This window comes from Altererythrobacter sp. Z27, assembly GCF_052683155.1.
Genome location: NZ_JBQYMC010000001.1, coordinates 704,052 through 727,509, shown reverse-complemented (window position 1 = coordinate 727,509; position 23,458 = coordinate 704,052). Strand labels below are relative to the sequence as shown.

General features: G+C 61.8%; 21 protein-coding genes. 11 read left to right on the top strand and 10 right to left on the bottom strand.

The window, feature by feature from the left end; translation table 11 throughout:
* Nucleotides 1-64: 64 nt before the first annotated feature.
* The gene (gene trmFO, locus ACUJ47_RS03605; RefSeq protein ID WP_445537085.1) at nt 65-1,423 is read right to left on the bottom strand and encodes a methylenetetrahydrofolate--tRNA-(uracil(54)-C(5))-methyltransferase (FADH(2)-oxidizing) TrmFO; all 1,359 of its coding nucleotides are present in this window, start codon (nt 1,421-1,423) and stop codon (nt 65-67) included.
* 68 nt (nt 1,424-1,491) lie between these two features.
* Here trmFO and ACUJ47_RS03600 point away from each other — a divergent pair, with 68 nt between their 5' ends.
* Entirely contained in the window at nt 1,492-2,157 is a 666-nt protein-coding gene (locus ACUJ47_RS03600) for a lysoplasmalogenase family protein (RefSeq protein WP_445537084.1), read from the top strand.
* On the opposite strand, the gene ACUJ47_RS03595 is transcribed toward ACUJ47_RS03600, so the two are convergent.
* Complete coding sequence (locus tag ACUJ47_RS03595; protein ID WP_445537083.1) at nt 2,145-2,987, bottom strand: TauD/TfdA dioxygenase family protein; 843 nt, start codon at nt 2,985-2,987, stop codon at nt 2,145-2,147. The genes ACUJ47_RS03600 and ACUJ47_RS03595 overlap by 13 nt on opposite strands.
* Nucleotides 2,984-5,812: a DNA gyrase subunit A gene (gene gyrA / locus ACUJ47_RS03590; RefSeq protein WP_445537082.1), complete on the bottom strand. Its 2,829-nt coding sequence runs from the start codon at nt 5,810-5,812 to the stop codon at nt 2,984-2,986. Before gyrA ends, ACUJ47_RS03595 begins: the two co-directional genes overlap by 4 nt.
* Before the next feature lie 301 nt (nt 5,813-6,113).
* Between gyrA and ACUJ47_RS03585 the strand changes: the two genes are divergently transcribed.
* On the top strand, nt 6,114-7,469 hold the full coding sequence (locus tag ACUJ47_RS03585; protein ID WP_445537081.1) for a hypothetical protein: 1,356 nt from the start codon (nt 6,114-6,116) through the stop codon (nt 7,467-7,469).
* A 72-nt stretch (nt 7,470-7,541) separates the two neighbouring features.
* Here the strand turns inward: ACUJ47_RS03585 and ACUJ47_RS03580 are convergent, their stop codons facing one another.
* From ACUJ47_RS03580 to ACUJ47_RS03565, 4 genes are read right to left on the bottom strand one after another with little or no spacing between them, the layout of a single operon-like run.
* Nucleotides 7,542-8,255 carry an NYN domain-containing protein gene (locus ACUJ47_RS03580; RefSeq protein ID WP_445537080.1) on the bottom strand — a complete coding sequence of 238 codons (714 nt, stop codon included), beginning with the start codon at nt 8,253-8,255 and terminating at the stop codon, nt 7,542-7,544.
* A gap of 39 nt (nt 8,256-8,294) precedes the next feature.
* Nucleotides 8,295-8,936: a carbonic anhydrase gene (locus tag ACUJ47_RS03575; protein ID WP_445537079.1), complete on the bottom strand. Its 642-nt coding sequence runs from the start codon at nt 8,934-8,936 to the stop codon at nt 8,295-8,297.
* Between the two features lie 25 nt (nt 8,937-8,961).
* Nucleotides 8,962-9,270 carry a P-II family nitrogen regulator gene (locus ACUJ47_RS03570; protein ID WP_445537078.1) on the bottom strand — a complete coding sequence of 103 codons (309 nt, stop codon included), beginning with the start codon at nt 9,268-9,270 and terminating at the stop codon, nt 8,962-8,964.
* Nucleotides 9,267-10,250 carry a sodium-dependent bicarbonate transport family permease gene (locus ACUJ47_RS03565; RefSeq protein ID WP_445537077.1) on the bottom strand — a complete coding sequence of 328 codons (984 nt, stop codon included), beginning with the start codon at nt 10,248-10,250 and terminating at the stop codon, nt 9,267-9,269. Before ACUJ47_RS03565 ends, ACUJ47_RS03570 begins: the two co-directional genes overlap by 4 nt.
* A gap of 81 nt (nt 10,251-10,331) precedes the next feature.
* Between ACUJ47_RS03565 and lipA the strand changes: the two genes are divergently transcribed.
* Both lipA and ACUJ47_RS03555 read left to right on the top strand, forming a co-directional pair.
* Entirely contained in the window at nt 10,332-11,300 is a 969-nt protein-coding gene (gene lipA, locus ACUJ47_RS03560; protein ID WP_445537076.1) for a lipoyl synthase, read from the top strand.
* Nucleotides 11,300-11,761 (top strand): type II toxin-antitoxin system RatA family toxin, encoded by a 462-nt coding sequence (locus ACUJ47_RS03555; RefSeq protein ID WP_445537075.1) that lies wholly within the window; start codon nt 11,300-11,302, stop codon nt 11,759-11,761. The genes lipA and ACUJ47_RS03555 overlap by 1 nt, the downstream gene beginning before the upstream one ends.
* Here the strand turns inward: ACUJ47_RS03555 and ACUJ47_RS03550 are convergent.
* Together ACUJ47_RS03550 and ACUJ47_RS03545 are read right to left on the bottom strand one after the other, a co-directional pair.
* The gene (locus ACUJ47_RS03550; protein WP_445537074.1) at nt 11,722-12,228 is read right to left on the bottom strand and encodes a CinA family protein; all 507 of its coding nucleotides are present in this window, start codon (nt 12,226-12,228) and stop codon (nt 11,722-11,724) included. The genes ACUJ47_RS03555 and ACUJ47_RS03550 overlap by 40 nt on opposite strands.
* A 14-nt stretch (nt 12,229-12,242) precedes the next feature.
* On the bottom strand, nt 12,243-13,391 hold the full coding sequence (locus ACUJ47_RS03545) for a bifunctional 2-C-methyl-D-erythritol 4-phosphate cytidylyltransferase/2-C-methyl-D-erythritol 2,4-cyclodiphosphate synthase (RefSeq protein WP_445537073.1): 1,149 nt from the start codon (nt 13,389-13,391) through the stop codon (nt 12,243-12,245).
* 80 nt (nt 13,392-13,471) lie between these two features.
* Between ACUJ47_RS03545 and dusB the strand changes: the two genes are divergently transcribed.
* The 7 genes from dusB to hflX all read left to right on the top strand — a co-directional run bounded on the left by dusB (nt 13,472) and on the right by hflX (nt 22,684).
* Complete coding sequence (dusB, locus tag ACUJ47_RS03540) at nt 13,472-14,488, top strand: tRNA dihydrouridine synthase DusB (RefSeq protein ID WP_445537072.1); 1,017 nt, start codon at nt 13,472-13,474, stop codon at nt 14,486-14,488.
* 5 nt (nt 14,489-14,493) lie between these two features.
* Entirely contained in the window at nt 14,494-15,582 is a 1,089-nt protein-coding gene (locus ACUJ47_RS03535) for a two-component system sensor histidine kinase NtrB (RefSeq protein WP_445538849.1), read from the top strand.
* Nucleotides 15,579-16,991 (top strand): sigma-54-dependent transcriptional regulator, encoded by a 1,413-nt coding sequence (locus ACUJ47_RS03530; protein WP_445537071.1) that lies wholly within the window; start codon nt 15,579-15,581, stop codon nt 16,989-16,991. Before ACUJ47_RS03535 ends, ACUJ47_RS03530 begins: the two co-directional genes overlap by 4 nt.
* A 59-nt stretch (nt 16,992-17,050) precedes the next feature.
* Nucleotides 17,051-19,294: a sensor histidine kinase gene (locus ACUJ47_RS03525; protein WP_445537070.1), complete on the top strand. Its 2,244-nt coding sequence runs from the start codon at nt 17,051-17,053 to the stop codon at nt 19,292-19,294.
* Nucleotides 19,294-20,667 (top strand): nitrogen assimilation response regulator NtrX, encoded by a 1,374-nt coding sequence (gene ntrX, locus ACUJ47_RS03520; RefSeq protein WP_445537069.1) that lies wholly within the window; start codon nt 19,294-19,296, stop codon nt 20,665-20,667. Before ACUJ47_RS03525 ends, ntrX begins: the two co-directional genes overlap by 1 nt.
* Nucleotides 20,668-20,816: 149 nt before the next feature.
* A complete protein-coding gene (gene hfq / locus ACUJ47_RS03515; protein WP_445537068.1) occupies nt 20,817-21,365 on the top strand; it encodes an RNA chaperone Hfq in 549 nt (182 codons plus the stop codon).
* Between the two features lie 26 nt (nt 21,366-21,391).
* Nucleotides 21,392-22,684 (top strand): GTPase HflX, encoded by a 1,293-nt coding sequence (hflX, locus tag ACUJ47_RS03510; protein WP_445537067.1) that lies wholly within the window; start codon nt 21,392-21,394, stop codon nt 22,682-22,684.
* Here hflX and mazG read toward each other — a convergent pair.
* Complete coding sequence (gene mazG / locus ACUJ47_RS03505) at nt 22,679-23,449, bottom strand: nucleoside triphosphate pyrophosphohydrolase (protein ID WP_445537066.1); 771 nt, start codon at nt 23,447-23,449, stop codon at nt 22,679-22,681. The genes hflX and mazG overlap by 6 nt on opposite strands.
* Between the last annotated feature and the right edge of the window lie 9 nt (nt 23,450-23,458).

The following is a 23,458-nucleotide window of genomic DNA, read 5'->3' as shown; positions in this document are numbered from 1 at the left end:
GCGCAAATGATGTCCTCAACCTTGCCGGGAGATTTACCGGTGCGATCGGCAATGTACTAGTAGATCAGGCAAGCCAGCTGCTTAGATCCTCCTTCGCACGACTTGTATAGGCCTCCCTGCGCGCCTTCTTCTTCACGTCATGCAGCGGCGGGAAAAGCCCGAAATTTACGTTCATGGGCTGGAATGTCTCGGCTTCCGCATCGCCCGTAATATGGCTCAGCAAAGCCCCCATTGCGGTGGTGGTGGGAAGCGGAGCCCAATCTCGTCCGGCCAGTTCGAACGCAGCCATCATTCCGGAGATGAGGCCAACAGCACTGCTTTCGACATAGCCTTCGCATCCGGTCACTTGCCCGGCAAAGCGGACATGCGGTGCATTGCGCAGCCGGAGCTGTCGGTCGAGCACAAGCGGAGAATTGAGAAATGTGTTGCGATGCAGGCCGCCAAGCCGCGCGAATTCGGCATTCTCCAGCCCGGGGATCGTACGAAACAGTTCGATCTGGGCACCGTATTTGAGCTTGGTCTGAAAGCCGACCATGTTCCATAGCGTGCCCAGCTTGTTGTCCTGTCGCAGTTGGACAACGGCATAGGGCCAGCGGCCCTGCGGGAATTCGGGCGTGGCATCGCGCGGGTTGTCGAGCCCGACCGGCTTCATCGGCCCGAAGCGCAGCGTTTCGACCCCGCGCTCGGCCATCACTTCGATCGGCATGCAGCCGTCGAAATAGGGCGTGTCCTTTTCCCACTCGCGGAACTCGGCCTTTTCACCATCCAGCAGCCCCTGATGGAAGGCGAGATATTGTTCCTTCGTCATCGGGCAATTGATGTAGTCGCCTTCCTCGTTCGAGGCTTCGGTCCGCTTGTTCCAGCGCGACTGGATCCAGGCGATGTCCATGTCGATGCTGTCGCGGTGGACGATCGGTGCGATGGCATCGAAGAATGCCAGACGTTCTTGCCCGGTTGCTGCGACAATGCTGTCAGCCAGCGATTGCGCGGTGAGCGGGCCGGTCGCGACGATCGCCATCCCGGAATCAGGTAACCGATCGATCCGCTCGCGCACCACGGTTATATTGGGATGTTCCGACAGCGTCCGGGTGACCTCATCCGAGAACACGTCGCGGTCGACCGCCATCGCGCTGCCCGCCGGCACGCGCGCCATTTCACCAGCGCGCATGATGAGCGAATCGAGCCGCCGCATTTCATGGTGCAGCAGGCCTACGGCGTTCTTCTCGTCATCGTCGGAGCGGAAGCTGTTCGAGCAGACTAGTTCGGCGAGCCCATCGGTCTGGTGTGCCGGGGTCATCTCGCCGGAGCCGCGCATTTCCGAAAGGCGGACCTTGAAACCGCGCTTCGCGAGTTGCCATGCAGCCTCGCTGCCCGCGAGCCCGCCGCCGATTATGTGAACGTCATGAGTGGTGGATTGGTGCATTTCGGGCTGCACCTAGAGCTTGCTCCCGTGATTCATCAAGTCCAAGACTGCGCCGATAGGAAGAAACCATGCCCAAACGCGCGTTGATCGAACACCGGCCCTGGCTGCTTGCGAGCATTGCAGCGGCGCTTGCCTTCTATTTCGTACAGGACAGCGTCTTGGCCGAAATATGGCGGACCGCCATCAAGGGGCTCGCGGTAGGCTGCCTCGCATTTTACGCGATCCGGCGCGCGAGCGGGACCAATGCCACACTGATCGCGGCAGTGATGATGTTCGGTGCGCTGGGCGATATGGGCATCGAATTCGATTTCAGGCTGGGCGGCGGGCTGTTCTTCGTCGCGCATTTGATCGCAATCTGGCTCTATTTGCGCAATCCGCGCGAGCATCATGCCGTGAGCCAGATGGCGCTGGCGGCGGCTCTGCTGGTCGGCACGCCGCTGGTGAGCTGGTTCCTGAGCGGGGACGCGATGGTCACGCTCTATGCGGCTGCACTGGGTGCAATGGCGGCGACCGCCTGGATGAGCCGTTTCCCGCGATACCGCGTTGGCGTCGGTGCAGTGCTGTTCGTTGTGTCGGACTGGCTGATTTTCAGCAATCTGGGCACGTTCGATCTTGGCGTACTGCCCGATTATCTGATCTGGCCTTGCTATTTCGGCGGGCAATTCCTGATCGCGACCGGCGTAGTGCAGACGCTGCGCCACGAGCTCGCCGAGGAAGACGATCAGCTGCCGTAAGCGGCGATCGTGGTGCGGTGCAATTCGCGCCGGTGGCCTTCGTAACCGCCGGTGGCCTTGTGCAACACGCTGCGGTTGTCCCAGATCACCAGCATTCCCGGCTCCCATCGGTGGCGATAGGTGAATTCCTCGCGCCCCTGCCACTGCGCCAGCTCTGAAAGCAGCGCCATTGCTTCGGCCTGCCCCATGCCTTCGATGCCGATGATATAGCCAATGGTTGAGAACAGCGCTTCCTCGCCGGTTTCCGGGTGTCGCTGGACCAATGGATGCGTTTGGGTGGCGCGTGCGCTTTCATTCGGCCGGATCGCCATCGAGCGCCCCTCATCCTTCTCCCCATATGCCCCTTCGGGCGCATATGCCAATTTCGCGCTATGGATCGCGGTGAGCGTCCTGAGATAGGCTTTCCGTTCTTCGGGTAGCGCGGCAAAAGCCGCAATCTGATCGGCGAACAGCGTGTCTCCGCCAATCGGCGGTATATCCACGGCAAGCAGGCAAGTTCCAGCAGGCGGGCGGGGCAGGAAGCTCCAGTCGCTGTGCCAGTTTTCCGCGAACAGAGGTGTGCTTTCGTCTGCCTCGCGAAGGATCGCAGCGATATGCTGACGCCCCTCGATCGGCGCGAAGAAGGGATCTTCGCCAAACCCGCCCATGGCCATAGTGAAGCGCTCGAGCGCGTCATCGTCCATTTGCTGCCCGGGAAATGCCACTACCCGGTGCTCAAGCCATGCCTTGCGGATTTGCGAGACCAATTCGGGCGACAGCTCCCCGCCAAGGTCAACCCCGGTGACGTGTGCACCGCAGGCTTGCCCTGACGGGGTGACTGTCATGCTCATCCGCCCGGTTCGCCCTCGAAATCCGAGTCGGACTGCGGCGGGGTGTAAGGCTCGGTTTCGGCAGCGCCGCGGCCCACCATTTCCTCGACGACAGCCTCTTCCGCCTCGTTCTCGGGTTCTTCAGTCTCGTCGATCAACACCGCGCTCACGATGGTTTCGCCGTCAGCCACGTTGAACAGCCGGACACCGGCTGAACTGCGCCCGATCACCCGGAATGCCTTCTCGGCGGCATCCCCGTCTTCTGTCAGGTGACGCAAATCGAGCGGAAGGCGGATCAGCTTCGCCTGGTCGGTCACAAGCATCAATTGCTGCCCATGCCGTACGGGGAAGCTTGCCACCACCGGCCCATTGCGGGGGATATTGTCGATATTGGTGATGCCCTGGCCGCCACGTCCGATCCGGCGATATTCGTAGGCGGACGAGACCTTGCCATAGCCATTGGCGCAGACGGTGAGGATGAACTGCTCGCGTTCCTGCAATTCGGCGACACGATCGGCAGCCAGCTCGGGCTCGCCTTCCTTCTCCGCCTTCCACGGGGCGAAGCGGAGATATTGCTCGCGTTCTTCGGCATCGGTGCCGACGCGGTGCAGGATCGAGAGCGATACGACTTCGTCATCGCCCTTCAAATTCATGCCGCGTACGCCGGTGGACGTGCGGGACTGGAACTCGCGCACGTCATCCCCGGCAAAACGGATTGCCTTGCCCTGCTTGCTGGCCAGTAGCACGTCGTCGCTTGCTTCGAGCAATGCCACGCCGATCAGGCGATCATCGCTGTCCTCGTCGAACTTCATGGCAAACTTGCCGTTCGAGGGGATGTTGGTGAAAGCGTCCATCCCGTTGCGGCGGACATTGCCCTTGGCCGTGGCGAACACCACGCTCAACGCACCCCAGCTGTCCTCATCCTCGGGCAGCGGCAACACGGTACGGATCGTTTCGCCATCGTCGAGCGCGGGGAGCATGTTGACAATCGGCCGCCCGCGCGTGTTGGGGCCGCCTTCAGGGAGCTTCCACACCTTGAGGCGATAGACCTTTCCTGCGGTCGAGAAAAACAGCACCGGATTGTGCGTGCTGGTCACGAACATCTCGGCGATGGCATCCTCGTCCTTGGTGGACATGCCGGCTCGGCCCTTGCCACCGCGACGCTGGGCGCGGAAGGTCGAAAGCGGCGTGCGCTTGATGTAGCCATCGAGCGTAACCGTCACGACCATGTCCTCGCGCTCGATCAGGTCTTCGTCTTCGAGCCCGTCCCATGCGGGCGCGATTTCGGACATGCGCGGCGTGGCATAGGTGGCGCGAACTTCCTCGAGTTCACCGCGCATCACGCGATAAAGCTTCACGCGATCGGCCAGGATCGAGAGATATTCCTCGATCGCCAGCGACAGTTCTTTGAGCTCGTCGCCGATCTCGTCGCGGCCCAATGCAGTCAGGCGATGCAGGCGCAGGTCGAGAATGGCCTTCACCTGCCGCTCGCTGAGGCGATAGGTGCCGCCTTCCTGCTCGGCATTGGGTTCGATCGCTTCGACCAGCCGGATATACTGGGCGATGTCGCCGATCGGCCATTCCTTGGCGAGCAGCTTCGCGCGTGCGTCTGCCGGATTGGACGAACCGCGGATCATCGCAACCACTTCGTCGAGGTTCGACACCGCGACCACCAGGCCCAGCAAGATGTGCGCCCGTTCGCGCGCCTTATTCAGTTCGAACTTGGTGCGGCGGGTAATCACTTCCTCGCGGAAGTTGATGAAGGCCTGGATGAACTCGCGCAGGGTAAGCGTTTCCGGCCTGCCGCCGCGGATGGCCAGCATGTTGGCGGGGAAGCTCGCTTGCGCCGGAGTGTGGCGCCACAGCTGGTTAAGCACGACTTCAGGCGTGGCATCGCGCTTGAGGTCGATCACCACGCGCACACCTTCGCGGCTCGATTCGTCGCGAATGTCGGAAATGCCCTCGATCCGCTTTTCCTTGGCCGCGTCGGCGATTTTCTCGACGAGGCCGGACTTGCCGACCTGATACGGGATCGAGGTGAGCACGATCGATTGGCGATCGCCGCGACCGGTCTCGATCTCATGCCGCGCGCGCATCAGGATCGATCCGCGCCCGGTGGTATAGGCGGCCTTGCTGCCTGATTGGCCCAGGATCAGCGGTGCGGTCGGGAAGTCGGGCCCGGGAATGTAAGCGATCAGTTCTTCGGTCGTGATCGCCGGGTTCTCGATATAGGCAAGGCAGCCGTCGATCACTTCGCCCAGATTGTGCGGGGGGACGTTGGTCGCCATGCCGACCGCGATCCCGCCTGCGCCATTGACCAGCAGATTTGGGAAGCGCGCGGGCAGGACGGTCGGCTCGCTGCGGGAGCCGTCATAGTTGTCGGCGAAATCGACCGTATCCTTGTCGAGATCGTCGAGCAGCGAATTGGCGACGCGGGCAAGGCGCGCTTCGGTGTAACGCATCGATGCCGGCGGATCCGGGTCCATCGAGCCGAAGTTGCCCTGGCCGTCGACCAGCGGAACGCGCATCGACCATGGCTGCGTCATGCGCGCGAGCGCGTCGTAGATCGCGGCGTCGCCATGCGGGTGATAGTTACCCATCACGTCGCCGACGATCTTGGCGCTCTTGCGATAGGGCCGACCGGCGACGAAGCCGCCTTCCTGGCTGGCGAAAAGGATGCGCCGGTGAACCGGCTTCAGGCCGTCACGCACGTCGGGCAGCGCGCGGCTTACGATCACGCTCATCGCGTAATCGAGATAACTCGTCTTCATCTCGTCGACGATGTCGACGCGTTCGAACTCGCCCAAGGGGTGGGGCGCGGGAAGGGTTTCGGTATCGTCGCTCAAAACGGGTCCGATCTAGCTTTGCTGGCGGGCCAGGGTGTGTTGAACTTTATGTAGGGAAGGGGAGCGATTTTCGCCACCGCTCGCCCGGATCATAAGTGGAACATCGGGCCTTTTTCCACACATAGGCGCAAACCCCGGGCTGCGGCATGAACGTAATCCTGCACGCCTCATTCAAAGCCCGTTCAGCCCCCTGCGCATAGCGGGAATTGCAAAATGCGGACAAGCAGGCCATTGCTGCCCCGCAAGACAGATGGAAGCGCCTTTTTCAGGCGCGCAGGGTTTGGTTCCAGGAGAGAATTTGATGCGTTTTTTTGTTTCTAGCACCCGCACGGGCAAGAAGCCGGTCTCAAATCTGGCGCTGGCCATCGCGCTCGCGACGGGTAGCGCCGTGCTGAGCGGCGTAGTGGCCGAGCCGGCCTTTGCCCAGCGCGAAAAGAAGGACAAGAAGAAGCCTGAAGCAGCTGCCTACTCGAAGGAATTCGTGGCAATTTACCAGCCACTGCAGACAGCCGTGAACACAGAAGGTGGCGACATTGCGACTGCCAAGACCCAGTTCCCGGCGCTGCTTGCGCTGACCGTTTCCCCCGACGAAAAGAACGCAACCGGCGGATTGATCTACAATGCCGGCGCGAAGACTGGCGACCAGGCGCTGCAATTGCAGGGCATGGCACTGATGCTCGAAAGCGGTAAGGTCGCGCCCGAGCAAATCGGCCGCTTCAACTTCATCGCTTACCAGTTGGCGAATGCACAGCGCCAGTTCGCGGAATCGCGCGTCTTCCTGCAGAAGGCGATCGACGCGCAGTTTACTACCCCCGAGTTGACCGTCGCCGACATGCAGACTGCCATGGCGGAAAGCTTCATCGCGGAACAGCGCTATGCTGACGGCCTGAACTATCTTGCGCAGGCGATTGCCAATGCAAAGGCAGATGGCCAGAAGGTCGAGGAAACCTGGTATCGCCGCGGGCTTAGCGTTGGCTACAACAACAAGGTCACGCCGCAGGTTTATGAGTTCGTGACCGGTTGGATAATCGATTATCCCTCTGCCATGAACTGGCGCGACGCGATCAATATCGCCCGCAACATGAACACGTTCGAAGGGCCCGAAATGCTCGATCTGCTGCGCCTGTCGCTGCGGGTCGGTGCACTGCAGGAAAAATACGAATATAGCGATTATGTCGAAGCCGCCGACGCGCGCCGCCTTCCGAAGGAAGTGAAGCGAGTGGTCGACGATGCCTTTAGTTCTGGGCGTGCAAGCCGCGACGATATCTACCTCGCAGATGCACTGCAGATGGCAAATGGCCGCATTGCAGCTGACGAACGCGAATTGCCGGCGCTGGAAAAGGACGCTCGGGCACCAACTGCCGGTCTTCGCACTGTCGTGGCGGCGGGCGACACCTTCCTCAGCTACAGCCAGTATCCCAAGGCCGAGGAATTCTACACCAAGGCGCTGGGCATGCCGGGCGTGAATACCGCTGAAGTCCAGACGCGCCTTGGCATCGCCCAGACCGAGCAGGCCAAGTATGACGAGGCGATCGCGACTTTCCGCCAGATCGGTGGCAAGCGCGATCCCATTGCACGGCTGTGGGCGGCCTATGCCACGCAGAAGAAGAACGCGGCCGCTCCGGCTTCCGCGCCGGAACCTGCGCCCGGCGACTGATCCGTTTCCGAGCCTGAAAATTGAGGCGCGGTTCCCACTCGGGAGCCGCGCCTTTCTTTTGGGATTGGCTGACTACCTGAGGCGCTTGACGTAAAGTTGCCCGTCTGTGCCGCGCTTGAGTTCGAAGCGATCGAGCGACTGGAGCAGTTCCGACAAGCGACGGAAGCCGTAGTTGCGGACGTCGAAGCTGGAGCGGTTACCGGCGATCTGGCCCACTTCCTGCAGTTTGGCAAAGCCTTCCTCGTCGCGCTGCGCTGCCTTCCATGCGCCGCCAAGAAGCTCGATGAGTTCCTCGTCGACGGCATTCTCTCCCTTTCCGGGGGCACTTCCGCTGGTCGCTTCGCCGCGCATCAGCTTGCCCACGTCAATGAAGCGCGTGCAGGCGGTACGCAGCGCCTCGGGCGTCTTGCCATCGCCGAAGCAATAGACGGGCAGCCCATCCTGCCTTAGCCGGGAAACCAGCGGCGTGAAGTCGCTGTCGCTGCTCATGATCCCGAAGCCATCGACCTTGCCCTGGTAGAGAAGATCGATCGCATCGATCGTCATCGCCATGTCAGTGGCGTTCTTCCCGCGCGTAAGGTCGAATTGCTGATGGGGACGGATGCCATATCGGTTGGTCAGTTCGGCCCAACGCCGCAACGCGTCCTTTGCCCAATTGCCATAGGCTCTGCGGATATTCACCTGCCCGAGTTCAGCGAGAACGGTGAGGACAGCGTCGATACCGTTGGGATCGACATTGTCAGCGTCGATCAGCAGCGCGATGTTCTTTGCAGTGGTCTCTGACATGCCGCCTAAGTGGGACGGGCACAGTCCGGCGGCAAGCGATTATTCGATTGGCTCGAATTCACCGCTCTCGTCGTCGAGCACATAGAGCACGCCTTCGGAGATCGCGAAGAATGCGCCGCGCAGTTTCAATGCGCCGCTCGCCTCCTTTTCCGCAATCCACGGGAATGTCCGCAAATTGGCGAGGCTCACCTTGACTGCTTCGAGCTCCATCGCGCGTTCGGCAGTCCGCCCGATCGTGCCATGCGCTGCCGCCACCGGTTCGCGTGCCTCGTCCAGCAGATGGATCCAGTCCGCCACGAAGCCGCCTTCGCCCGGCTCATTGCCATGCAAGTCCTGCGTAAGCGCTGCCTTGCAGCCGCCGCACATGCCGTGGCCCATCACCACGATCTGCTTCACTTGGAGCATCTGGACGGCGAATTCGACCGCTGCTGACACACCGTGGTGGCCGGGCGTCGTCTCGAATGGCGGGACCAAAGCCGCAACATTGCGCACGACGAAAATCTCGCCCGGATCGACGTCGAAAATCTGTGCCGGATCGACCCGACTGTCCGAGCAGCCGATGATCATCAGCTTCGGGCTTTGGCCCTCTTCGACCAGCTGGTCATAGCGGGCACGCTGACGAGGATAGCCATCATTGCGGAAGCGGCGATAGCCATTCAGCAGGGCTGCAAATTCAGGCATCTCTGGTTCCCCCCGATCAACGGCCTCAGAAACGTTCGCCGCGTATCACCTGCACATCCCACATGCTGAAAAGCAAGCCATGAGAGGTTAGTATCGGTGCAATCTCTTCGGCAAGGCGCATCGCCTTGTCTTCGGCAGCGATGGTCAGGACAAGAACCTTGTCGGTGCCCATCACGCGCTCTTCGCGCCAGCGACCTTCGCGGCCCTTGCCCGACAATACCGGGGTGACTGTCCAGCCGGTGATTTCGGCACGGTCGATCGCGTCGGTTACGCGCTTCACCAAAGCGGTGTCCGTAAGGATCTCGATGCGCTTGCGGGTAACCGTTTCAATCATGGTGCGGCAGCTCCCATACCGGCAAGCAGGCTGGCTGTCGCACTGATCAGGCCGATATTGATGAGGATATTGAAGGGGAAAGTCAGGCTGAGTGACATGGTGAGGTAAATCCCCGGGTCAGCCTCTGGAAGCGCGAGGCGCATCGCCGCCGGCACCGCGATGTAGCTCGCGCTGGCGCACAGCACGCCGAGCGCTGCCGCCGAACCCACATCGAGCCCGATGGCAGTGCCCAGCGCGGTCCCGACGAACCCGTTGAACAGTGGCAGGCCAATCGCAATTGCGGCGAGCCGCCACGTGAGCGCGCGCGCATCCATGATACGGCGCGCAGCGATCAGGCCCATGTCGAGCAGGAAGATGCACAGAACGCCCTTGAAGCCCGCCTCGAAGAAGGGGCTGACTTCGGCAAAGCCGTCTGCGCCGCCGATCATCCCAATCGCGAACGCGCCGAGCAAGAGCACGACCGAGGCGTTGAAGAAGACCTCGTGGAGCATTTCGCCCTTGGGTTGCCCGCTCTTGCCGCCCATGCCGCGGGCGAGGAGCAGGCCGGTGAGGATCGCTGGCGTCTCCATGGCGGCCATCACGGCCACCATATAACCGCCAGGCGGCTTCGATTGCACATCGAGAATTTCGACGGCGGTAACGAAAGTCACCACGCTGACCGAGCCGTAATGCGCCGCGACAGCCCCGGCATTGATCCGGTCGAGCCTGCCGAATCCCTTCAGGACTGCATAGGCCAGAAAGGGGATCAGGAAGCTTGCGCCGATCCCGGCTGCCAGTGCGGCGAGGACGGTGCCATCGATACCCGACTTGGAAACCGCAACGCCGCCCTTCAGGCCGATCGCGGCCATGAGGTAGAGCGACATTCCTTTGGCGGTTGCTTCGGGAATGGCGAGGTCGGAACGGGCGAATGCCGCCGCCATGCCAAGAACGAAGAACAGTACAACCGGCGATGTGAAGGTTTGCAGTGTGCTGGCGTCCATGCGGGCGCGGTTAGCCAAGCATACGTAATTCGGCAAGATGCAGTTGTTGCGCCGCGCACGGCCTTTCCCTAGATGGGCGCCATGAACGACCTATCATCCCCGCCTCAGGGCAGCGAAGCGCCGCGCCCCGCGCGCCAGCGCAAGCCGGACTGGATCCGGGTGAAAGCTCCGGTGAGCGAGGGGTACAACCAGACGCGCAAGCTGATGCGCGATCTCAACCTCAACACTGTCTGCGAAGAGGCCGCTTGCCCGAATATCGGCGAGTGCTGGACCAAGAAGCATGCGACAGTGATGATCCTGGGCGACGTTTGCACGCGCGCCTGCGCTTTCTGCAACGTCAAGACCGGCATGCCGCGCATGGTCGATCCGATGGAGCCAGAGAATGTCGCGATTGCGGCAGGCAAGATGGGGCTCGAACACATCGTCATCACCAGCGTCGACCGCGACGACCTGCCCGACGGCGGGGCGGGGCAGTTCGTGAAAGTGATCAAGGCGCTCCGTCGCGAGACGCCGGATACCACTATCGAGATCCTGACGCCCGATTTCCGTGGCAAGATGCGCGCGGCGGTCGAGGCGATTTGTGAAGCCGGACCAGACGTTTACAATCATAACCTCGAAACTGCTCCGCGCCTTTATCCGACGATCCGGCCGGGCGCGCGTTACTACGCTTCGCTGCGTTTGCTCGAAGAGGTGAAGCATCACGATCCGATGATCTTCACCAAATCGGGCATCATGCTGGGGTTGGGCGAGCAACGGCTCGAGGTTCACCAGGTGATGGACGACATGCGCAGCGCCGAAGTCGATTTCATCACCATGGGGCAATATCTCCAGCCGACTCCGCGCCACGCAACGGTCGAGGAATTCGTCACTCCCGATGCATTCAAGGCTTACGGAGCGATCGCCCGGGCAAAGGGCTTCCTGCAGGTAGCCGCAAGCCCGCTGACCCGGTCGAGCTATCACGCAGGCGAGGACTTTGCGCAGATGAAGGCCGCGCGGGCAGAAAAGCTCGCCAAGGCGGAAGCAGCGCGCGAGGCCCGGCAAGGCGCCTGATGCCCGGCATTCGCGAAACGCGCCGCCTGCCTCATAGTGCGGAGCAAATGTTCGACCTGGTGGCCGATGTAGCCCGCTATCCCGAGTTCCTGCCGTGGGTTGTCGCCACGCGCGTGCGTTCGGACAGCGAGACCGAAATGATCGCCGACATGGTGGTTGGCTTCAAATCGCTACGCGAAAAATTCACTTCGCGAGTGGAGAAGGAACGCCCGCGCATGATCGACGTACACTACGTCGACGGGCCGCTTCGCGATCTCGACAACACATGGATATTCCGCCCGCATCCCGATGGCGGTTGCGAGGTCGACTTCAGCGTCGAGTTCGCATTCAAGAGCCGCGTGTTCGAGAAACTGGCGGGGCAGTATTTCGATCGGGCCTTCCACAAGATGGTGGCGGCCTTCGAAACGCGCGCGGCACAAGTCTATGGAAGCAGCAGTTCGAGTGCGCAAAGCGCCGCGTGACGGCGCACTTCGGCGCGGTTCATATCGGCAAACACCTTCAGTTCGCCTTCCGGCTTGGCGTCGTCACCCCGCGATGCACGCGCAAAAACTACCGTCCCAACGGGTTTCAGGGTCGTACCTCCACCCGGACCGGCAATCCCGCTGATCGCAACCGCTACGTCGGCATTGCTGTGCTTTAGCGCGCCTTGCGCCATCGCCCAGACGCACGCGATCGACACCGCGCCGAAAGTCTCGATGATGTCGAGCGGCACGTCGAGGCTCTCCATCTTGGCCTCGTTCGAATAGGTCACGAAGCCGCGGTCGAGCACGGCGGAAGAGCCGGGAATTTCGGTAATGGCAGCTGCAACAAGCCCGCCGGTGCAGCTTTCTGCCAGCGCGACCTTGCGCCCCGCTGCGGCATTGGCCTCGACGACCTTGCGTGCGAGTTCCTCGATTTCAGAGGGAAGAAGGCCGCTTTGCTCCGTCATGCCGACTCCAATGGTTACTTGCCCTGCAGGCTTACCACAGCTTGCGCTGCAATGCCTTCACCGCGACCGGTAAAGCCGAGCCGTTCGGTAGTGGTGGCTTTCACGCTTACTCGCGACAATTCGACCCCCAGCAATTCGGCCAGCTTCGCCCGCATCGCGTCACGATGGGGGCCGATCTTCGGAGCTTCGCAAATGATCGTCAGGTCGACATTGCCGATTGCATAGCCTGCTTGCGACACCAGCTTTGCTGCGTGAGCAAGGAATAGCGGGGAGGGCGCGCCCTTCCATTGCGGGTCGCTGGGCGGGAAGTGCGTTCCGATGTCGCCATCCCCGATCGCGCCCAGAAGTGCATCGACCAGCGCATGCAGCGCCACATCGGCGTCGGAATGACCGGCGAGGCCCTTGTCATGCGGAACATGCACGCCGCAGAGCCAAAGTTCCTCGCCTTCGACCAGCCGGTGGACGTCGAACCCCGATCCGATACGGAAGTTGGGCATCTCGCTCACGAAATCCTCTGCAAAAGTGATCTTCTTCAAGCGTTCGTCACCATCGACCAGCGCGACTGCGCCGCCTGCAGCGGCAAGCACATGCGCGTCGTCTCCGGCGTCTGGTGCGCCAGTCCAGTTGCGATGGGCGTCCAGAATTGCGCCATAGCGGAAAGCCTGCGGGGTTTGCACCCGGCGCATGGCTTCGCGCTCGGCCCTGCCGGCCATATGGCTGCCAATGGCGAGCGCTATGCTGTCGACCAGCGGCAAGACGGGGATAGCGCCAGCGTTGTCTTTCAGCGCGCCGAGCAGGCGTGCGATCACCCCTAGCGGCAAGTCGGGCCTTGCGGCATCGTGGATCAGAACGCGATCCGGCGCGCTCGTGGTGAGCGCTTCGAGCCCGTTGCGCACCGACTGCTGTCGGGTCTCGCCGCCTTCAATCAATCCGATGCTGCCCAATCCTTGAAGGGCGGCGTTTGCGAATTCCTCACCGTCAGTCGGAATAACCACGATCAGCGGATCGGCCCCGGCATATAGCAACGCCTCGACTGAGTGGCGCACTAACTGCTTGCCACGCCAGTTGGCGAATTGCTTGGGAGCGGCGCCACCTGCACGCAGCCCCTTGCCGGCGGCAACGACAATCGCGGCAAATGGGGGAAGGGCAATGGCATCGTTCACGGCGGGCAGCGCTTAAGGACTGGACGGGCCAAGCGCAATCCACTATGCGCTGCCCAAATTTTAGGCACCTGCACGCAATCATGAATTCGCTTCCCAATCCTCCGGCACTGAAGCCGATCGCAATCGGCCCGGTGCGGATCGAAACGCCGGTCGTTCTCGCGCCGATGACGGGCGTGACCGACCTGCCGTTCCGCAAGCTGGTGCGGCGCTATGGTTCCGGCCTCAACGTGACCGAGATGATCGCCAGCGAAGCCGCGATCCGCGAAACGCGGCAGTCGATCCAGAAAGCGGCGTGGGATGCGGCGGAAGAGCCTGTTTCGATGCAGCTCGTCGGTTGCGATCCGGTGAGCATGAGCGAAGCCGCGAAGCTGCAGGAAGGCAATGGCGCGGCGATCATCGACATCAACTTCGGTTGCCCGGTGCGCAAAGTGGTGGGGCAGTTTGCCGGCAGCGCATTGATGCGCGAAGTCCCGCTTGCAACAAAGCTGATGGAAGCGACCGTGAAGGCCGTAAACGTGCCCGTCACGGTCAAGATGCGGATGGGCTGGGATCATGCTAGCCTTAATGCGCCCGAACTGGCTAAGATCGCGGAAGACCTCGGCGTGAAGATGATCACGGTGCATGGCCGCACGCGCAACCAGATGTACAAGGGTAGCGCCGACTGGGCCTTCATCCGCAAGGTCAAGGATGCGGTTTCGATCCCCGTAATCGTCAATGGCGACATCTGCACGATCGAGGACGCTGCAAAGGCGCTTGAGCAGTCGGGCGCAGACGGGCTGATGATCGGGCGCGGAGCCTATGGCAAGCCGTGGTTGCTGGGCCAGGTGATGCATTGGTGGCGCACGGGCGAATTGCTCGAAAGCCCGGATTTTCACGAGCAATATGAAACGCTGGTCGAGCATTACAACGACATGCTTGAGCATTACGGGCGCGATGTCGGCACCAAGATCGCGCGCAAGCACCTGGGCTGGTATACCAAGGGCATGCACGGTTCGGCCGAGTTCCGGAATTTCGTGAACTTCATCGACGATCCCGACCAGGTGCTCGGTGAAATCGAACGCTTTTACGAGCCTTTCCTGAGGCGCCGCGCGGCGTGAACGCAATGGCCGAGGCGCAGGAGCGAAAACCGGATCCCGCGACCGTAATCGGCGGGATGGTCTTCGCTGTTATGTTGCTCGATGCCGAAGGGTGCATTGCAGAGACCAACCACGCCGCCGAAATGCTGCTGGGCAAGAGCGAAAAGCGCCTGTTGGGGCAGCCGCTCGCGGACGTGGTGGAGTTGATCGACGAGCGCGTGATCGAGCATCTCGAAGAGCCAGATGCTTCGCTGGTCGCGCGCGACATCCGCTTGTTCGTCGACGGGCAAGAGCACCGCGTGAACCTGACTATATCGCCCTTGGCGGCCTATCCGGGCTGGCGCGTCGTGACGCTGTCGGATTCCGGGCGCGACGATGCGGCGCGCGAGCAAGAGGGGGAAGCGGCCAGCCTGGGCGCCCCCGCCATTCTTGCGCATGAAATCCGCAATCCGCTGGCTGCGATCCGCGGGGCGGCGCAATTGGTAGCACGCAAGCTGGAACCGGCAGAACGGCATCTTGCGCGAATGATCACCGACGAGGTCGACCGAATTGCGCGGTTGATCGACCGGATGCAGCAGTTGGGGCGTTCGACCCCAGAAAAACTTGGCCCGACCAATCTTCACGAGGCGATCCGCTCCGCCATCGCTACGGTGCGTGCGGCGGGAAATGACGGCGTCGAAATCGTCGAGGAGTTCGATCCGTCTCTGCCCCCAGTGCTGGCGAACCGCGATGCCCTGGAACAGGTGCTGATCAACCTGCTGTCCAACGCGTGTGACGCGCTGCGTAACAGCGACACGCCGGAGCCTCAGGTTTCGGTCAGGACCCGCTTCGTCAGCGGCTTTGCCTTCAGCGCGGTTCACTTTGGTCGCACGGTGAAACTGCCCATAGAAATTACCGTCACCGACAACGGCCCCGGTATCGAGGAATCGCTGCGCGACCATGTGTTCGAGCCCTTCGTGACTTCGAAGAAGTCGGGGCAGGGACTGGGGCTGGCTCTGGTACGCAAGCTGGTCCGCGACATGCAGGGCCGCATCGCCCACGAGCGCGACACGCGCCTGGGCCTCACACATTTCCGCGTCCACCTGGCCGTGGCCAATCGGGAGAAATCCGCATGAGCGGATCGGTGCTTCTGGTCGAAGACGACCGTGCAATCGCGACAGTCATAACTGCGGCATTGGAAGACGAAGGCTTCACGCTCCATCACTGCGAAAGCATTGCCGCGCGCGACCGCGTGCTGGCCGATCACCGCTTTGACGCCATGCTGACCGATGTGGTGCTGGGCGATGGTGACGGGATCGCATCGCTCGATGCAGTGCGCGCGGTCGATCCGGACATGCCAGTGATCGTGCTGTCTGCACAGAACACGCTCGATACTGCGGTACGCGCCAGTGAGACGCAGGCGTTTGAATATTTCCCGAAGCCGTTTGATCTGGACGAATTGGTACGTGCCGTGAAGCAAGCGGCGGGCCAACGCGCTGGCGCGGAAGCCGCGCCGGTCGCGGAAGGCGACGGGATGCCGCTGGTTGGGCGCAGCCAGGCGATGCAGGGCGTCTACCGCATGATCACGCGGGTTCTGCGCAACGACCTGACCGTGCTGATCACCGGCGAATCCGGCACCGGCAAGGAATTGGTCGCAGAGGCGATCCACCAGCTTGGTGCGCGCAAGTCTGGCCCGTTCGTCGCGGTTAATACTGCCGCGATTCCTTCGGAACTGATCGAAAGCGAGCTGTTCGGCCACGAGAAGGGGGCATTCACCGGAGCGGTGGCGCAAGCGATCGGCAAATTCGAGCAAGCCAATGGCGGCACGCTGTTCCTCGACGAGATCGGCGACATGCCGCCGGAGGCGCAGACGCGACTGCTGCGGGCGTTACAGTCGGGCCGCATCCGTCGGGTCGGCGGGCGGCAGGAGATCGCGGTCGATGTGCGTATCATAGCCGCCACCAATCGCGACCTTGCGCCGATGATCGCCGAAGGACGCTTTCGCGAGGACCTGTTCTATCGGCTCAACGTGGTTCCGATCGAATTGCCGCCGCTGCGGGAAAGGCGCGAGGACATCGAAGTGCTGTCGCAGCATTTCCTCAACCTCGCCGCAGAGGATGGCCTGCCGCGCCGCCAGATCACGCGCGACGCACTGGCCAAGCTCGAGCAGCGCCGCTGGCGGGGCAACGTGCGCGAGCTGCGCAATGTGATTTACCGCCTCGCGCTGCTGGCGCGCGAAGATGTGATCGATGCCGAGGCGCTCGATGACATCATCGGGCCCGAGCGAGAGAGCAGCCCGGTCGAACAGCAACTTGATTTCGGCGGCGCCTTGCAGCTTTGGCTGACTGCCAACCATCCGCCACCGGGCGCTCTCTACCACAATGCGCTTGCCGCGTTCGAAAAACCGCTGATGGAATATGCTCTCGCGCAGACCGGCGGTAACCAGCTGCGTGCTGCCAAGCTGCTCGGGATCAACCGGAATACTTTGCGCAAACGATTGGGCGAACTGGCGATCAACGCTGACCGCTTTGTCAGACCGGTCTGACGCAGGGCTCCAAGAAAGAGCTTGCATATTTGCAACAACACCGTTGTATCGTTGCAACTATGTCGCAGTCCGCCGGTTCGCCGACACATCATTCACCTCGTTGGTGGCGCCGCTTCCAGCTTGCTGCGCGCCGCGCGAATATCTTCGTGTGGCTCGAACGGGTTTCGGCGCTCGTCCTGCTGATTGCGATGTGGGCCACTTGGTTCGCTTTCACCAATGCGCCGCCCGATGGGACAATGCTCCCCACGGCCCAGGTCTCGATCCTGCTGGTAGGGACACTGGTTCCTGCAATGACCTTGCTGGTGCTGTTTGGCCGACGGCTCGCACTCAAGCGCGCAGCCGGCAGCACGGCGCGCCTGCATGTCCGACTCGTGTTTTTCTTCTCGCTGATTGCAGCCATTCCGACCCTGCTGGTGGCGGGATTTGCCGCGATCCTGTTCCAGTCCGGTGTCGATTTCTGGTTCTCGGATGACTCGCGAGGCCTGATGAAGAACGCCAATGAGCTGGCGCAGGGCTATTACGACCAGAACCAGCGCGAGGTTGCCGAGGGAACCATCATCATGGCGAGCGACATGCGCTTCTATCTGGAGCGCGGTTCGGTCAGCGATGAAGGCTTTGCCGATTTTTACGCCTACCAGGCGCAAGGTCGCGAGATTTCCGAAAGCGCGATCGTGCAGAAACTTGCCGACGGTTCGCTACGGACTGCTGCAATCCTGAACCCGATCGAAGGCAGCCAGCCGAACAAATTTATCGAGGCAGGCTTGCCCCGGCTCAACAGCGGCGACCTCGTCTGGGTTGAAGGCAGCCCCGAGCGGATCGAGGCACTGGCACCGATCGATCGCGACGCCGGGATCTACCTCTACAATGCGCGCAGCCCTGAAGAGGATTCCTTCAACTATTGGGAAAAGGCGCAATCGGTTTCGGCGACATATGAAGTGCTGACCAAGCGCGCGCGCGCGCTCCAGCTACGCTTCAACCTCGCGCTTTTCGTGGTCAGCCTGGCACTGGTCGGACTGGCGGTGTGGTTCGCACTTCGCTTTGCCGACCGGCAAGTCGAACCTTTGACCGATCTCGTCGCGGCGGCGCGCAAGGTGGGGGCAGGCAATTTCTCGCTGCGTGTCGAAGGGCGCACAGGGGCCGACGAAATCGGCCTGCTCAACCGTGCCTTCAACCGGATGACCGCGCAGCTCGAAAAACAGACGCGAGCACTGGTCCAGGCCAATCGCCAGATCGACGATCGCCGGGCCTTCATGGAAGCGGTGCTCGATTCCGTCACGGCCGGCGTTATTTCTGTTGATGGGGCCGGCAAGGTTCTGCTCATCAATGGTTCCGCCCAGGACCTGCTGCTTGAGGATGACAAGAAGGGCGCTGCGGTGGGAATGGAACTGTCCGACCTTTCCCCGCAGATCGCCGCCATGATCGAAGCGGGGCTTCGCAGCGGCATCGTGACGCATTCGAAGGGTAGCGAATTGCTGACCTTGGCTGTCAAGATCGCACCTGAGAAGGACGGGCATGTGATCACGTTCGAGGACATCACGCGCCAGCTGCTCGACCAGCGGCAGGCTGCATGGTCGGACGTCGCAAGGCGCATCGCCCATGAGATCAAGAACCCGCTCACTCCGATCCAGCTTGCAACGGAACGGCTGAAGCGGCGCTATCGCCGGCAGATCGAAAGCGATGGCGAATTGTTCGACGAGCTGACCAGCACGATCGTGCGGCAAGTCGGCGATCTCAGGAAAATGGTCGACGAGTTCAGCTCCTTCGCGCGCCTGCCCAAGCCGAACTTTCGGCAGGAAGATGCGCTGGACCTCGTGCGGCAGGCGCTGTTCCTGCAGGAAGTCGCGCATCCTGAAGTGGACTTCGCCCTGTCGACCGAAGGGCTGGATGCGCGCATGCTGAGTTGCGATCGGCACCAATTCGGCCAGGCGATGACAAATGTCATCAAGAACGCGGTCGAAGCCGTGGACGCTCGCGCGCGAAATGCCGAACCGGACTATCGCGGGAAAATTTCAGTCTCGATGGCGAATGACGATGCCTATCTGACGATTTCCGTCGAAGACAATGGCGTGGGGCTGCCGCAAGAACGCGACCGCATTACCGAGCCCTATATGACGACCCGCGAGAAGGGCACCGGGCTTGGCCTCGCGATCGTCAACAAGATTGTCGACGAGCATGGCGGCGAGATGAGTTTTTCCAATGGCGAGGGGGGAGGGACCCGTGTGGTCCTGCGTTTCGCGCGCGATCCGCTGGGTGACCGGACCGCGCATCATCCCGAAAACATCGAACAGAAGGAGAGGCCATAGTGGCGCTCGAAATACTCGTCGTTGACGATGAACGCGACATTCGCGAGCTCGTTTCCGGCGTATTAAGCGATGAAGGTTATGCCTGCCGCACAGCCGGCGACAGTGCCAGCGCGCTCGCGGCGATAGACGAACGTCGCCCCAGCCTGGTGTTGCTCGACGTGTGGCTGCATGGCAGCGAAATGGACGGGCTGGAAGTGCTCGATGCAATCAAGACTCGCGAGCCCCAACTGCCGGTGATCATCTTTTCCGGCCACGGGAATATCGACACTGCCGTGTCCGCCGTGGGCCGCGGTGCAATGGACTTCATCGAGAAGCCGTTCGAGGCTGAGCGCCTGCTGCTGCTGGTCGAGCGCGCGACGGAGACCGAACGGCTTCGCCGCGAGAACTCCCAGCTGCGCGAAGGATTTACACGGGGCGAGGAATTCACCGGCAATTCGTCGGCGATCAACGCAGTACGGGCAACACTGAAGCGCGTCGCAAACACCGGTAGCCGCGTGTTGATTTCAGGCCCGGCGGGGGCAGGGAAGGAAGTCGCGGCTCGCCTGCTTCACAGCTGGAGCCCGCGCGCCGAGCATGCGTTCGTCATCGTGAATTCGGCACGCATCACGCCGGAGCGCTTCGAACAGGAACTGTTCGGCGAGGAAGCCGATGGCAAGCTGGTTCGCCCGGGCCTGCTCGAGCTTGCCGATGGCGGCACACTCTATCTCGACGAAGTTGCGGACATGCCATTGTCGACGCAAGCGCGGATCCTGCGCGTCCTGACCGAGCAGAGTTTCGTGCGTGTCGGCGGCAGCCGCCAGATCGGGGTGGACGTGCGCGTGGTCTCTTCAACCTCGCGCGACCTCTCTGCCGAGATGGAAGAAAAGCGCTTCCGCGAAGACCTCTTCTACCGGCTCAACGTTGTTCCGGTCGGCATTCCCTCGCTATCCGAACGGCGCGACGACATCCCGGCACTGGCAGAGCATTTCTTCACTCGTTACGCCGCTGAGCAAGGGCTTCCGCCGCCGGACGTGTCGGAACAGGCGATGGCTGCGCTGCAGGCCTATGATTGGCCGGGCAATGTGCGTGAGCTGCGCAATCTGGTAGAGCGCACCATCATCATGACGCCGCGCGAGGAGCTAAAGACCGTTGAGCCGCATATGCTGCCTGGCGAAATCAACGGCTCGGGTGGAGAGCCCGCCGTGGCATCTTTTGCAGGCGTGATGGGTGTGCCGTTGCGTGAGGCACGCGAAAGTTTCGAGCGAGAGTATCTGTCCGTCCAGATTCGGCGATTCTCCGGCAATATCTCAAAGACCGCCGCCTTTATCGGGATGGAGCGTTCGGCACTGCACAGGAAGCTGAAACTTCTCGGCATGACCGATCGGGACGATTGATCGACAATGGCCGCATGGCACCAACTTTAAATCGGGATTGCCCAGCACGGGCAAAGGCGTCATTATAGTTACTTAACACGGCGCAAGGCTTGGGCCCGGCGCCAGATCGCGGACTGCAAAAGCGGCCGCCAAGAACAGGAGCATCAATAATGTCCAACGGGCGAACTCTCTCCGCACGCCCCCGGCCTGAAAAGCCGGCCCAGCCTGACAATCCGGGCAAGCAGCAGGCGAAGTTGCAAGACGCGTTTCTCAATTTGCTGCGCAAGAACAAGATCCCGGTAACGGTGTTCCTTGTCAAAGGCGTGAAGCTGCAGGGCATCGTCACCTGGTTCGACAATTTCTCGATGCTCTTGCGGCGCGACGGGCAGTCCCAGCTTGTTTACAAGCATGCGATTTCGACCATCATGCCCGGCCAGCCTATCGATGCCGAGCAGTTCGCCAGCCAGCAGGGCAGCGGCAAGCAGCGCTTGCTGCAGGATGTGTTCCTCACCCGCGTGAGCGAAGTCGAAGTTCAGGTCACCATGTTCCTGGTCAATGGCGTGATGCTTCAGGGGCGGATCGCCGCCTATGACCTGTTCTGCGTGTTGCTCGAACGCGATGGATTCGTGCAGCTGGCATACAAGCATGCCGTTTCGACAATCCAGCCGGCTTCGCCGGTCGACCTGACCGATGACGACTGGGAAGGCGAGGACGACTGAGCTTCGACGACGACCTGCTGGGGGAAGTGACGCGCGGTGCGCGCGCACTTGTCCTCTGCCCCGACATTCGCGGCCAAGCCTACGCCATCGATGCCGCCGAGCGGTTGGAAGAGGCGTGCGGGCTTGCGCTTGCGATCGGCGTGGTCATTGCCGATGCGCGGGTCGTGACGGTGCGCGCGATGCGCCCCGGTACCTTGTTCGGCTCGGGCCAGATCGAGCAGATCGCCACCGATTGCGAATTGCATGACGCCGAGCTGGTAATCGTCGACGGCGCGCTCAGCCCGATCCAGCAGCGTAACCTTGAAGAGAAACTCAAGCGCAAGGTAATCGACCGGACCGGGCTGATCCTCGAGATCTTTGGCGAACGCGCAGCGACCGCCGAAGGGCGGCTTCAGGTCGAACTGGCGCATCTGGATTACCAGCAAAGCCGCTTGGTGCGAAGCTGGACCCACCTTGAGCGCCAACGCGGCGGTTTCGGCTTTCTTGGCGGCCCGGGCGAAACCCAGATCGAAGCCGACCGGCGAATGATCCGACAGCGGATGGCACGGCTGCGCAAGGAACTTGAGCAGGTCCGCCGGACGCGCGGCCTACATCGCGAGCGCCGCGGACGGGCGCCATGGCCCGTTATCGCGCTGGTCGGCTACACCAACGCGGGGAAATCGACACTCTTCAACCGGCTCACCGGTGCGGAAGTGATGGCGGAAGACCTGCTGTTCGCCACGCTCGATCCCACCATGCGGGCGATCGAACTGCCGGGGGTCGAAAAGGCGATCCTATCGGATACGGTGGGCTTCATTTCTGACCTGCCGACCCAGCTTGTGGCTGCCTTCCGCGCAACCCTCGAAGAAGTGACCGGGGCCGATGTAATCCTGCATGTGCGCGACATGGCCAACCCGGCGCATGAAGCCCAGAAGAAGCAGGTGCTGTCGGTGCTTGCAGAATTGGGCATCGTGGACGGGGAAGGGGAGACAAGTTCCATCCCCATCATCGAAGCATGGAACAAGGTTGATCTCGTCGAGTCGGAACGGGCGGCGGAACTTCGTGAAATGGCATCGGTTCAGGGCGATGCGCTGGTCATCTCGGCGCTTACAGGTGACGGAATCGAAGCCCTGCTGGAACGTGTTGCCGGCCTGCTCACTCGAGAGGCGCGCATTTGCGAATTCGAGCTTCCGATGAGCGATGGCAAACGTCTCGCCTGGCTGCACGCGCACGGCGAAGTTCTGTCTGAAGAAGCTTGCGGGGAAGGGGAGAAAGGGCCCTTGGCGCGGCTTTCCGTGAGGCTGACCCCCAAGCAAGTGGGCCAGTTCTCCCGGTTATGAGGCTTTTTTGCTGCGCTTGACGCGCTGCCACAGTTCTTCCTGCTGATCGAGAGACAGGTTCGGGAAATCCTCACCGGCGATGTCTTCCATCGCCCGGAACCGTCGTTCGAACTTTCGATTTGCCGCGCGCAATGCTTCTTCGGCATCTATCCCGTATGCGCGGACGAGGTTGACTGCGGCGAACAGGAAATCGCCAGCCTCCTCGAATTGTTCGGTTTGCGAGGATGCGGTTGCAAGTTCTTCGATTTCTTCAATTATCTTTGCTTCTGGTCCGCTTGGATCCGGCCAGTCGAAACCGGTTCTGGCCGCGCGTTTTTGCAATTTCTGAGCGCGCATCAATGCAGGAAGCGCGTTGGCCACGCCGTCGAGAGCGCTCGTTGCGCCTTTCTGTTCTCGTTCAGCCGCTTTGAGCGCTTCCCATCGGGTTTCTCCCATCGTCCCGCCTTCGCCGCCGAAGATGTGCGGATGGCGGGTTTCCATCTTGTCGGAGATCGAGGCCGCGACATCTTCGAACGCAAAATGACCTGATTCCTCGGCCATGCGAGCATGGAAGACCACCTGGAGCAAGAGATCCCCAAGCTCGTCCTTGAGTTCGGCCATATCGCTGCGTTCGATCGCGTCGGCGACTTCATAGGCTTCTTCGATTGTGTATGGCGCGATGGTCGTAAAATTTTGCGCCAGATCCCATTCGCTTCCGCTTTCGGGATCGCGCAGGCGCGCCATTATCTGAATGAGGCGGCTGATCTGATGCTGGTAGGGAGTCACTTTGTGTTG

Excerpts from the sequence above, each read along its gene's own strand:
- trmFO (WP_445537085.1), bottom strand. The coding sequence starts at position 1,423 with ATGCACCAATCCACCACTCATGACGTTCACATAATCGGCGGCGGGCTC.
- ACUJ47_RS03600 (WP_445537084.1), top strand. The coding sequence starts at position 1,492 with ATGCCCAAACGCGCGTTGATCGAACACCGGCCCTGGCTGCTTGCGAGC.
- ACUJ47_RS03595 (WP_445537083.1), bottom strand. The coding sequence starts at position 2,987 with ATGAGCATGACAGTCACCCCGTCAGGGCAAGCCTGCGGTGCACACGTC.
- ACUJ47_RS03585 (WP_445537081.1), top strand. The coding sequence starts at position 6,114 with ATGCGTTTTTTTGTTTCTAGCACCCGCACGGGCAAGAAGCCGGTCTCA.
- ACUJ47_RS03580 (WP_445537080.1), bottom strand. The coding sequence starts at position 8,255 with ATGTCAGAGACCACTGCAAAGAACATCGCGCTGCTGATCGACGCTGAC.
- ACUJ47_RS03575 (WP_445537079.1), bottom strand. The coding sequence starts at position 8,936 with ATGCCTGAATTTGCAGCCCTGCTGAATGGCTATCGCCGCTTCCGCAAT.
- ACUJ47_RS03570 (WP_445537078.1), bottom strand. The coding sequence starts at position 9,270 with ATGATTGAAACGGTTACCCGCAAGCGCATCGAGATCCTTACGGACACC.
- ACUJ47_RS03565 (WP_445537077.1), bottom strand. The coding sequence starts at position 10,250 with ATGGACGCCAGCACACTGCAAACCTTCACATCGCCGGTTGTACTGTTC.
- lipA (WP_445537076.1), top strand. The coding sequence starts at position 10,332 with ATGAACGACCTATCATCCCCGCCTCAGGGCAGCGAAGCGCCGCGCCCC.
- ACUJ47_RS03555 (WP_445537075.1), top strand. The coding sequence starts at position 11,300 with ATGCCCGGCATTCGCGAAACGCGCCGCCTGCCTCATAGTGCGGAGCAA.
- ACUJ47_RS03550 (WP_445537074.1), bottom strand. The coding sequence starts at position 12,228 with ATGACGGAGCAAAGCGGCCTTCTTCCCTCTGAAATCGAGGAACTCGCA.
- dusB (WP_445537072.1), top strand. The coding sequence starts at position 13,472 with ATGAATTCGCTTCCCAATCCTCCGGCACTGAAGCCGATCGCAATCGGC.
- ACUJ47_RS03535 (WP_445538849.1), top strand. The coding sequence starts at position 14,494 with ATGGCCGAGGCGCAGGAGCGAAAACCGGATCCCGCGACCGTAATCGGC.
- ACUJ47_RS03530 (WP_445537071.1), top strand. The coding sequence starts at position 15,579 with ATGAGCGGATCGGTGCTTCTGGTCGAAGACGACCGTGCAATCGCGACA.
- ACUJ47_RS03525 (WP_445537070.1), top strand. The coding sequence starts at position 17,051 with ATGTCGCAGTCCGCCGGTTCGCCGACACATCATTCACCTCGTTGGTGG.
- hfq (WP_445537068.1), top strand. The coding sequence starts at position 20,817 with ATGTCCAACGGGCGAACTCTCTCCGCACGCCCCCGGCCTGAAAAGCCG.